The organism is Huijunlia imazamoxiresistens, assembly GCF_037132455.1.
Taxonomy (GTDB): Bacteria; Bacteroidota; Bacteroidia; order Chitinophagales; family Chitinophagaceae; genus Flavisolibacter; species Flavisolibacter imazamoxiresistens.
On record NZ_JBBBEI010000043.1, the window covers coordinates 19,008 to 30,367 of the forward strand.

General features: G+C 55.4%; 7 protein-coding genes. 2 read left to right on the forward strand and 5 right to left on the reverse strand.

What is annotated here, in order from left to right; genetic code table 11:
- The first annotated feature begins 12 nt into the window (after window positions 1–12).
- Both V9K67_RS25425 and V9K67_RS25430 read left to right on the forward strand, forming a co-directional pair.
- On the forward strand, window positions 13–1,368 hold the full coding sequence (locus V9K67_RS25425) for an MFS transporter (protein ID WP_336727667.1): 1,356 nt from the start codon (window positions 13–15) through the stop codon (window positions 1,366–1,368).
- A 35-nt stretch (window positions 1,369–1,403) separates the two neighbouring features.
- The gene (locus V9K67_RS25430; RefSeq protein ID WP_336727669.1) at window positions 1,404–2,756 is read left to right on the forward strand and encodes a rhamnogalacturonidase; all 1,353 of its coding nucleotides are present in this window, start codon (window positions 1,404–1,406) and stop codon (window positions 2,754–2,756) included.
- A 284-nt stretch (window positions 2,757–3,040) separates the two neighbouring features.
- Here V9K67_RS25430 and V9K67_RS25435 read toward each other — a convergent pair whose 3' ends face one another.
- The 5 genes from V9K67_RS25435 to V9K67_RS25455 all read right to left on the reverse strand — a co-directional run bounded on the left by V9K67_RS25435 (window position 3,041) and on the right by V9K67_RS25455 (window position 11,199).
- Window positions 3,041–6,226, reverse strand: a complete 3,186-nt coding sequence (locus tag V9K67_RS25435) for a PAS domain S-box protein (protein ID WP_336727671.1) — start codon at window positions 6,224–6,226, stop codon at window positions 3,041–3,043.
- A gap of 137 nt (window positions 6,227–6,363) precedes the next feature.
- Window positions 6,364–7,572 carry an arabinose transporter gene (locus V9K67_RS25440; protein WP_336727674.1) on the reverse strand — a complete coding sequence of 403 codons (1,209 nt, stop codon included), beginning with the start codon at window positions 7,570–7,572 and terminating at the stop codon, window positions 6,364–6,366.
- 149 nt (window positions 7,573–7,721) lie between these two features.
- A complete protein-coding gene (locus V9K67_RS25445) occupies window positions 7,722–8,930 on the reverse strand; it encodes a family 1 glycosylhydrolase (protein ID WP_336727676.1) in 1,209 nt (402 codons plus the stop codon).
- A gap of 160 nt (window positions 8,931–9,090) precedes the next feature.
- The gene (locus V9K67_RS25450; protein WP_336727678.1) at window positions 9,091–9,729 is read right to left on the reverse strand and encodes a peroxiredoxin; all 639 of its coding nucleotides are present in this window, start codon (window positions 9,727–9,729) and stop codon (window positions 9,091–9,093) included.
- Between the two features lie 879 nt (window positions 9,730–10,608).
- Window positions 10,609–11,199 (reverse strand): hypothetical protein, encoded by a 591-nt coding sequence (locus V9K67_RS25455; protein WP_336727679.1) that lies wholly within the window; start codon window positions 11,197–11,199, stop codon window positions 10,609–10,611.
- Window positions 11,200–11,360: the final 161 nt, after the last annotated feature.

Below are 11,360 nucleotides of genomic sequence, written 5' to 3' on the forward strand. Positions count from 1 at the left end.
AATACCTTCCATATGAACAGCATAAAGCCCAAACTGAGTTTTTTACAGATCGTCAACATGAACGCGGGGTTCTTTGGCCTGCAATACAGCTTTGGCCTGCAGCAGGCCAACATGAGCCCGATCTACTCCTACCTGGGCGCGGAGGAAAGCAGGCTGCCCTACCTGTGGCTGGCGGGGCCCGTAACCGGACTGATCATCCAGCCCATTGTAGGCGCGCTCAGCGACCTGACCGTCAGCCGCTGGGGCCGCCGGACGCCCTACTTTCTCCTGGGGGCCCTATTTTGCAGCCTCTGCCTGTTCCTGATGCCCCACAGCCGGTCGGTCTGGATGGCCGCCAGCCTCCTGTGGATCCTGGATGCCGCCAACAACATTACCCAGGAGCCCTACCGGGCCTTTGTTTCCGACAAGCTGCCGGCCGGCCAGCATCCCCTGGGCTTTCTCATGCAGAGCGCTTTTACCGGCCTGGGGCAAACCCTTTCGTACCTGACCCCTACCCTGCTGCTCGCTTTCGGCGTAAGCAAATTTGCCCGCAATGCCAACGGCATCCCGCTCACCACCCTCATCGCCTTTGTCACCGGCTCGGTGCTTTCCATCGGCTCGGTGCTGTGGACGCTGAAGACCACCAGGGAAATACCCCTTACTGCCGGAGAGGCGGACGCCCTCCGCCGCCGGCCCCGGGGCGGCGGCGCCGCCTTGCGGGAGATCTGGGATGCCCTGCGGGACATGCCGCCGGCGATGAAGCAGATGGTGCCGATGATGCTGTTCAGCTGGTATGCCCTGTTCATCTACTGGATCTATATCGCCAAGTGCCTCTCCCTGTCGGTTTACGGCACCACGGAGGCTTCCGCCGCCGGCTTCCGCGAGGGCGAGCTGCTGGCGGGGCAATTGGGGGCCTGCTACAACTTCATTGCCTTTGCCGCCGCCTTTGCCCTGGCCGCCCTGGCCCGGAAAACGCGCCCCCAGGTGCTGCATGCCTGCTGCCTGGCGGCGGCCGGCGCCGGCCTGTTCGTCCTGCCCTTTATGCACCACCCCGCCCTGGCCTTTCTGCCCATCGCCGGCCTCGGGCTGGCCTGGGCCAGCATGATGGGGACGCCCTACGTGATCCTGGCCGGCTCCATCCCGCCGGAGCGCACCGGCGTGTATATGGGCATTTTCAACCTGTTCATCGTCATTCCCATGCTGCTGCAGAACCTGACCATGCCGCTCTATTACGAATCGTGGCTGCACCACAACCCGGCGCATGCCATCCGGCTGGCGGGCATCCTGTTGCTGCTGGCGGCCGTATCGGCCCTGTGGGTAAAAACCGCCAGGCCCCCAAGCGCCGCTGCCCTAAAAGAAGAAATCAGGGATATTCCGGCGACCAAATAAAAAACAAACCGGGCAGATTAACTAGGTTTGCGGTCATGCAAAAAATCAAGCTCGCCCTGTTGTTCCTGGGGTTCCTCGCGCTCCGTATGGACGCATCGGCCCAGGAAGTGTTCCCCGATGGAACGCCCATTCCGGACTGGTTCCGGCAAAACACCCCTACGGATATCAAAAAGCTGGGAACCCGCTACCGGGTCACGGACTTCAGCGTGAAAAACGACAGTACGGTGCTCCAGACCGAAAAAATACAGGCCGTCATCAACAAGGCCGCCGAAAAAGGCGGCGGCGTGGTCGTGATCCCGAAAGGAACGTTCCTGAGCGGTTCGCTGTTTTTCAAGCAGGGCACCCACCTACACCTGGAAGAAGGCGCCCGCCTCAAAGGCAGCGACGACATCAGCAATTTTCCCCTGTTGAAAACCCGCATGGAGGGACAAACGCTGAAATATTTTGCCGCCCTGGTGAATGCCGACAGCCTGGACGGGTTCACCATCTCGGGCAAAGGCACCCTGGACGGCAACGGCCTGCGTTATTGGAAATCCTTCTGGCTGCGCCGTGCCTTTAACCCCCAGTGCACCAATATGGATGAAATGAGGCCGCGGCTGCTCTATGTCTCCAACAGCCGGAACGTGCAGGTGTCCGGCGTGCGCCTGGTCAACTCGCCCTTCTGGACGAGCCACTATTACAAGTGTGAGAACGTGAAGCTGCTCGACCTGTACATCTATTCGCCCAAGCAGCCCGTAAAGGCACCGAGCACCGATGCCGTGGATATCGACGCCTGCAAAAATTTCCTGGTCAAAAATTGCTATATGTCCGTGAACGATGATGCCGTAGCGCTGAAAGGCGGTAAAGGTCCCCTGGCCGACAAGGACCCGAACAACGGGGGCAACGAGAACATCATCATCGAGGATTGTACCTACGGGTTCTGCCATGGCGCCCTGACCTTTGGCAGCGAGTCCGTCCATAACCGCAACATCATCCTGCGCCGCATCAAGATCCACGACGCGGAGCGCCTGCTGTGGCTCAAAATGCGCCCCGACACGCCCCAGAACTACGAATACGTGCTGGTGGAGAATATTGAAGGCAAGGGCATCGGCAACTTCCTGTTCGTACGCCCCTGGACCCAGTTTTACGACCTCAAGGGCCAGGAGGTTACCGGGACGTCCCAGAGCCGGAACATCACCATGCGGAATATTCATGCGGAATGCGATAACTTTTTCAACGTGGGTGTTCCCGACGGCAAGAGCAATGCGAAGGGATACGCCTATCAATTATCGAACTTTACATTCGAAAACCTGGAGGTGAAAGCCAAGAATTTCCTGCAAATCGATACGTCGATGGTCAAAAACTTCCGGCTCAATAATGTGGTCGTTAACGGGAAGAAGGCCTTTTAAGGCCCTATTTCGTAGCAACAATCATAAACCGGGTGACAACCTGTGAAACTGTCATGCCGAACGCAGTGAGGCATCCCGTCGGGAAAGAAGGAATGCAGCTATTCGAAGGAGGGATTTCCTTTTCCGGAGAAAGGCTTTTCAGGTACCGACGGGATGCCTCACTGCGTTCGGCATGACAGTCTTAAAGCAGCACTTTGCCTTTCTTATCATTGGCAGTGTAGCAGCAAAAGTTTGTTAGCGATGCGTCATTAATCGCATCCTCCAATAGTGCCCATCCCTCATTTTTACGTGCTGCTCATTCCTGCTTTTTTCAGTGGCAATTTGATCTCGATTATGGTCCCTGCCATTGCCGCGCTTTTGGCCACGATGGAACCGCCATGCCGCTCCACGATCTTTTTGCACAGCGCCAGTCCCAGCCCCGCCCCTTCATATTTATCTTTTGCATGCAGCCGCACAAAAGTGCCAAAGATCTTTTCGGCATACTTCTGTTCAAAGCCGATGCCGTTATCCTGCAGGTCCATGCAGACAAAGGCTTTTCCCTGGTGCTCCAGTATTTCGGAAGTAATGGTAATGACCGGGGGCACACCGGCCCGGGCAAACTTGAGGGAGTTGCTGATCAGGTTATAAAAGAGCTGGTGCAGCATGACCGGCGCTCCTTCCAGCCGGGGCAAGGGGCCATAATGGAGGGTAGCGCCTGTTTGCTGGATGGCCAGCTCCAGGTCAAATTCCACGCTTTTGATCACTTCGTTCAGGTCCACCGGCTCATATATTTCTTCCCAGGCGCTGATGGTCGAATACGTCAGCACGCCGTCGATCATGGCAAAGATGCGGTTGGCGGCGGTTTGCACCCGGCTGAGGTAAAACCGGCCGGTTTCTCCCAGCTCTTCATGGAATGCTTCCTCGATGCGGTTGACAAAGGTTTTTATTTTGCGGACGGGTTCTTTCAGGTCATGGGACGACACATGCACAAATTGCTGGAGTTCTTCGTTGCTGCGGTGCAGTTCTTTGGTTCGTTCCGCCACCATTCGTTCCAGCTGTTCGGAAAAGGTCTTTTGGTCATGGATATCGGTACAGGTGCCAAACCATTTGGTGATCGCCCCGGTCTCGTCCCGCAGCGGCAGCGCCCTGGCCAGGAACCAACGGTACGGCCCGTCGTGGCGCCGGATGCGGTATTCGATTTCGTAGGGCTCGCCGGTGGCTAAGCAGTGTTGCCATAACTGCCAGGTGCGCTCCTGGTCATCGGGATGATAGATTTGATGCCATCCTGATCCTTTTGCTTCATCGTAGGTGAGACCGGAATAATCGAAATATTGTTTATTATAATAATAATGATAGCCGTCGGGCCGGGTCAGCCAGATGATCTGGGGCAGGAAGTCCATAGCGGACTGGAATTCCTTCTGGCTTTCCTCTACTTTTTTGCGGGCCACCACCTGGTCGGTGACGTCGATCGCCACCGCGATGATCTTCGTAACGGCTCCCTCCCGGTTTTTGATCGGTTCATAAACAAAGTTCAGAAAAACGGTTTCCATCCGGTTATTGCGGGGAAGGGAAACGGGCATTTCATTGGCGGTAAAGCGCTTCCCGGTGGCATACACCCGCTGGACCACCTGCTTCAGTCCCTGTTCGCCCGCTTCGGTCAGCACGTCAAATACCGGGCGGCCCATGATGTCCCCGGGATGCTTGTCCAGGAGCTCCAGCATGCGGTCGTTGGCCACTTCCATCACAAAGGAAGGGCCGCTGCCGATGCACATGGCCACAGGAGCCTGCAACACCAGGTTCCGCAGGTTGCTTTCGCTTTTTTGAAGGGCCTCCTCGGCTTCCTTTTGTTTCGTAATATCCAGCATGACCCCCGCCAGCCGGTAGGCCGTCCCCTGCTCGTCAAAAAAGGTCTTCCCTTTGGAACGTATCCACCGCAACCGGCCATCGGTGACGCCGATGACCCGGTATTCGTTTTCATACATCCCGATCTCCGGGTCCAGGGCTTTCTGAATGGCGGCCTGTGTCCGCTCCCGGTCTTGGGGATACAGGGCGCCCAGATATACGCTGAAGTCCACTGGTGCGTCCGGCGGCAATCCGAACAGCTCTTTCGCACGGGCCGACCATTTTAAGTTGCCTGTCCGGGGGGTATAATCAAAATAACCCAGTTCGCCGCCTTTCATGGCCAGGAGCAACTGCTCTTCGCTCTTTTCCAGGGCTTCTTCCGTCCGGCGCTGTTCGGTAATGTCGGTATTGGTGCCGAACCACCCGAGCAGCGTGCCGTCCTCTTTGCGTACCGGCAGGGCCCGGGAAAGAAACCAGCGGTATTCGCCTTCCCGGCTGCGCAACAGGAAAATATCCTCCCAGGCACTGCCCGAATCAAAAGCCTTTTGGATGCGGTATACGACCCCTTCCACCAGGTCGGGATGGTGCACCTTTTGCCACCCCCAGCCCAGCATTTCTTCGGGCGTGGTGCCCGTATAATCATACCAGCGGTCATTGTACCAGTAGATGTAGCCCGTTTCATCGGTCATCCATGCCAGTTGGGGAATGGAGTTGGCCATCGTGCGGAAGCGCACCTCGCTTTCCTGGAGCGCCTGCCCGGTTTTTTTGAGGTCCGTAATGTCCGAATGGGTCACCAGCACACTGCCGTAGTCGTTGTTGGAGGTGATCGTCGTCAGGCAAACGATCTTTCTTCCCTGAAGCGTTTGCAGCACATATTCCGCCTGGAAACTTTTGTCGTTGCGGGCGATGGCCACCATTTCATCGATAACGGCCGGCAGGCTTTCCTCCGTAAAAACCACCGATGGCTCCTGCAGCAGCTGCGCCTTGCTTTCCGCTTCGAACATTTTTAAAGAAGCGGGATTGGTATCGTTGACGGTCACCAGCGCGAGCAGGCGGTACACTTCTGCTTTGTTTTCCTGCAGGTGTCGTTTTAATCCGTTGCCGTATTGCTGCCGCAGCTTTTCCAGGGCCGCCACGGTCCGGGAATAGTCTTTTTCCCAGATAGAGACCTGGACTGCTTCGAAAATGTTTTGAAAACGTTCTTCCGCCTTTATTTTCCTTTGCTCTGCTTTTACCAGGGCCGTGACGTCTTCCGTAATATGGATAATGTACTGCAACTCGCCCGCTGCATTAAAAACCGGCCGGTTGCCCGACCGCCAGATCTTGAACACAAAGCCGCCGTTAGGGTTGGGAACATCATAGCGCAGCTCACCCATGCTGTGTTCCTGCTTCTGTTCGATTACGTGGAACAGGGAGGCCCTCAGGTTTTCTACCCCGGTAGAACCCTGCAGGTTGGGGTTATCGGGAAAGGCTTCGAATACCCCCTTGCCCAGGAGCTCCTCCCGGCGGGTATACGTCGCCTTCAGGTAGCCTTCCGTAACCCCGACAATGGTGAACCGGGGCACGTCCGGCAACAGGATCAGGTAGTTATCCGGTGCCGCATTCAGGATCCCTAAGGCATCCTGCTGTATATCGTATACGCTTTGCATGGGTTGGTTCTTTACAGCCGATCGTTCCCGCTGGCCATTCAAAAAATAGGTTGCCGAACTGTTGCAGGTCCAGGCACCCGGAGAGGGCGCAATTTTCATTCCAGCGGGATCCTCTATTTGTCACCAATGCAGGAAGCTCATCTGCGGCGTACCACCCGCAGGCCGGCCGGCAGGAGGGAAAACCCGATGGCGGCAGCGCCCAGGACGACCCCGGCACTTACCAGGAACACCTCGTTTAAAGCGGTATGGCTGGCTACCAGCCCCAGCACCGGGTTGGCCACGCCCAGGGCGAGGTCCAAAAAAGCCGTATAAGCACCCATGGCCAGCCCCCGGCTTTCTGCCGGCGCCCGCCGCACGGCTTCCACGCCAAAGCCCGGGTAAACGAGGGAATAGCCCAGCCCGGTTACGGCCGCCCCGGCAAAGGCCACTGCCGGCCCCGGGGCCAGCCAGATGACGGCCAGGCCCAGGGCTTCCACCAGGGCGCTGACAAAGGCCACCTTTCCGCCGCCGACCGCATCGGCCAGATGGCTCAGGAACAGCCGGGCGATGACGAAGGCTACGGCAAAAGTGGTAACGGCGAGCCAGCCCATCGGCCAGCCCTGCCGGGTAAACAGGAGCACAACAAAGGTGCTGATGGCGGCAAAGCCCAGGCTGCTGAAGGCCAGGCCCATGCCGGGAAGGGCCACGGCGCCCACCACCCGTACAATGGAGGGGCGGGAGGACGCCGGTGGTGCGGTAAAGGGTTGACGGAGGGCGAACAGCAGCACCAGGAGCGAAACCAGGGTGGTAGCCACCGCAATCGCGCCAAAGCCGTAGCGGCCATACATCAGGGTGCCCAGGGGCGCACCGGCGGCCAGCGCCACGTACATCGCCGTTCCGATCCAGGCCATGACCCTGCCGGTGTTCTGCGGTCCGCCGGCGGCCAGTCCCCAGCTTAGCGCCCCGGTGACGATAAAGCTTTCCGCCCCTCCGAATACCGCCCGGCCCAGGAGCAGCAACAGGACCGACACCTCCGGGTGAGAAATGAACTGCAGGGAGGCGAAATACAAGAAGCCGGCCGCCAGCCCGAGCACCAGACCGATGAGCACCGCCCGTTTACCGCCATAGCGGTCGGCCTGGGTGCCGGCCCAGAAGCGGGAGAGCAGGGCGGCGGCAAACTGGGCGCCTGCCACCAGGCCGACGACGAAGGTGTCGAAGCCCAGGCGGTTGTGCACGTAAACGGGCAGGACCGTCATGGTAAAGCCCGTCACCAGGAAGGCGGCGGAAACCGCTGCCATGATCGGCAGCAGCAGGACCACGAGTGGTTGGGCAGGGGTGCTGCCGTTCTGCTCCTGCTGCGTCTTCATAATTTTTAAATGAGTTGGTTCTTTCATCTCTTGTTCATAATCCCTGAATTTGGTAACATCTCTCAAAGGTAGTGGCGCCTGTAGCCCTGCCGGTAATGATTATCAAACCAATGCTTAAGCCTTTCAAACCTCGTCCTGGGCACCGGGATTTAGAAATTCAGGCCGAAGCTTTCTGCTGCCAGCACAGCGCTCCATTGGTGAATAAGCTTTTTATAAGCCCTGCCTACCGGCATGATGGCGCGGTCCAGGTCAAAGAGCCCCAGGGGATTCACCCGTCCCGCATCTTCACGCAGGGCGGTGTCCCAGTCCACCTGGTGCAACAGGCTGTACCAGGTAAATCCCACCACCGGCACTCCGTCCCGCTTTAGCTGGTGCACATTTGCCCATTCCTTGTACAGCCAGTACACACAGTTGGGCGAAGCGATATTGGTCTCGGTATGCATGATCGGCAGGCGGTAGCGGCTGTAATACTGGTGGGTAATGACATAATAGCCAAAGATCTCTCCCGAGGGTTCCGTGGTGCCATCCGGGTGCACCAGGTGTTCGTTGGTAACGTAATAATCATTGCCCATAATGCACCTGGCCTTTACCTGGTTGGTCCCGAACCACTGGTATTCTTCCTGGCTCATGCCATTTTCCAGCAGGTATTGGTACATGGTGGCGGAGAGCGGGTAGCCGTAGGTAAGGTCCAGGGAAAGGAACCTTTTTTCATTCAGGAAGTTGGCCACCTTCTGGGCCTCCGGGGCTGCCGGGTGGAAGAATTCGGAGGATTCGCTTTGAATAAAAACAGCATGGGGCTGTTCTTCTAAAATGGCGTGCATGGCCAGCACGTTTGCCTTGCAGCAATGTTTTAACGCGGTCACAAAGCTTTTTTCATCCTGCAGCCGTTCGTTCCACCAGCCATAGAGGGCGGAAAAAGTGGCCGCGATAAAGATCTCGTTGATCGGCGTATAGTACACCAGGTAGGGAAACCGCGCTGCAAAGGCTTTGGCATAGCGGGCAAAAAGCTCCGGGAAATCCGGGTTCTGAAAATCCCCGATCCAGTCCGGCACCCCGAAATGGCATAAGTCCACAATGGGAATAATGCCCAGTTCCCGGAGGCGGTGAAAGGTAAGGTCGGTAAACGCCCAATCATACCGGTCCGGGCCCTGGTGCGTTTGGTAGTAAGGAGGGCCGTAGCGCAGGTAGGTGATACCTAATTCCTTTACGAGCTGGAAATCACGTTCCCAGTGGGTGTAATGCCCTGTTTTTTCCATTTCATCCACCCGTTTGTACCTGCCATCCGGCAACCGGATCGTCGGATAGCTGTTTTCTATACCGGTGGCAAAAAGGAAGCTGTCGGATAACAGGTATTTCATGTTGGAAAAGTTTAGGGTTCAAACGCCTGCTTTCTTTCCGTGCTCCGCGCCCTGGCCGAAGGGCCGAACAGGCCGGGGCCTGCCTCATTAGGTAAAGGTAGGACGCCGGCCGGTTCCAACAGCATGGGCAGCACAACGGCTCCGACATTGCGCCGGGCGCCTAATTCTGATCGGGCTGGGGTGTATAGCGTAGGTAGGGCTTGATCACGGTTAGGCCCTTGGGAAAGCGTTGCAGTGCCTCTTCGGTAGGGATAGAGGGCAACACGATCACGTCTCCGCCCCATTTCCAGTCGGCCGGTGTGGCCACGCCGCTGCCGGCGGTGAGCTGCAGCGAATCGATCACCCGCAGGATCTCGTTGAAGTTGCGGCCGGTGGAGGCCGGGTAGGTCAGGGTCAGCTTGATCTTTTTATCCGGCCCGATAATGAAGACCGAACGCACGGTGGCGGTGGCCGAGGCGTTGGGGTGGATCATGTCGTACAGTTCCGATACTACCCGGCCGGGGTCGGCGATCAGGGGAAAGTCAACGGAGCAGTTTTGGGTTTCGTTGATGTCCTCCACCCAGCCAAAGTGGTCCTGTACGCCATCCACGCTCACCACCAGTACTTTCACGCCGCGTTTTTTGAATTCTTCATTCAGCTGGGCCGTCCGCCCGATCTCGGTGGTGCAGACCGGCGTAAAGTCGGCGGGGTGTGAGAGCAGGAGGCCCCAGCTGTCGCCCAGGTACTCATGAAAATCGATCTCCCCAAAGGTGGTTACTGCTTTGAAATTGGGAGCTGTATCTCCAAGTCGTAAACTCATATGTTATAGATTTTTTTTAAGAAAGGAAATCTTTTCTCCCGCAAGCAGGCGCCGTAACGGGAAAAGGTAAAATTAAAAACCGGTGGGGCTGCTGCTATGGCACTGGATGGAGCGTTTATGGGACTATTTACTGGTCCTTCAAAAATAATGGTATCGGGTCTTACCCTTACCGTGTTGCGCAGCTATACGCTTAACGCTTCTTTTTCAAAAAAGATTCACCTCCAAAAGCGGTGCGTTCGCCGAAGGAACAGGGTAAATCCCTCACTGCCGTTCTATCTTTGACTGGTCAAACGATCCGATACCTGTTGAAGGCCTGAATATCCAAAAAAACCAAATCCAATTCGTCAAAACCGACCGTTTCCAATTTCCTGAAAAAGCCCGTTTTATCCGTAAGTACCTTTTGAAAATTTCCAATCCTGAAAAACCAAAGGCGTCTGTATCCTGAACCGACGAACTTGTTAACGCCTTATAAATCTTCCCCTCTCTCCGGAGGGGATTTTTGTTTCCGGAAGTTAGTTTGGATGAAAAGGAAAAAACGAAGATGGCGGTCGAATTGCAGGCTGCCAGGTAAACGCAAGCTTACCCGATCCATGAGGTTCACTCTTCTCTTCAGCGGCCTGGCTTCATGGGCGGAGCCCACCAATAAAAAAAGCTCCCGACAGTGGAGCTAAACTGTGCAGAGCCTGCAAAGGGTAAGTAAGCCAACGGGCAACCAATGTGGTTGCCCGTTGGCTTACGGGATTTGAATATAGATAAATGGGAAGTAGCACTCTGGACGCCTTCCGTGGCCGCTGACAAAAGCAGAACTGGCTAGGGACCTCGCCCTCCAATAATGCCACTTTCAACAGGTTGCATAAAGTACTATACACTACCCATTATTTACTTCTTGTAATTATCATTAAAAGTTGAATTTCCTGGTGTTCCTGAAACAGCTTGTAAAGCATGTTTCTTACTCAAATTGTAGGATATTCCTATAAATGGACGTGCAACGAATTTATCTACTGTAGGAATCGTGAACGTATTGAACTTGATTTCCGGTGACCGTAACATGTACACCCGATCTTCCTCATCTATTTCATCCAACTTTTCCCGAGGGTATTGTTTTAGTTCGCGGTCGAAAAATTCGAAATTACTAGCTGACACATCAAGATGTTTAATAGTACCGAATCCAAATCCTCCGTGAACGATTAATCTTTCTGTCTTGCCGAAATGAAGTGATAAGCCTGTAAGAACTTGTAATTTCTGATTTCCAGAATACGCCACTCCAATGCTGCCTCCCACATTGACCCAAGCTGTGCCATTTCTTGGTATCACGTTTACCATGCCACCAAATGCGAAGTTTGTTTTCCCATCGTCCTGCCTTGTAACTCTTATCAGATCAATGCCGCCACTTGTATCGAGTAATACCTTGTTGTACAGATTATCTGTCAATCGAGTTCCAAAAAAGCCAATGCTAAAATCTACTTTCAAACCTCCTTTCAACCAAAAATCATAGTTGTATGTTTGTGAACTATTTGTGACTTTGTCGTCTCGTTTTATTGTGTACCTTATTAGTATAATACTCCCGGTTTTTTGGACAGGCAATTAAAGTAGATATTTGTAAACTTTTAAACCTGTCAAATGAGTAAAAC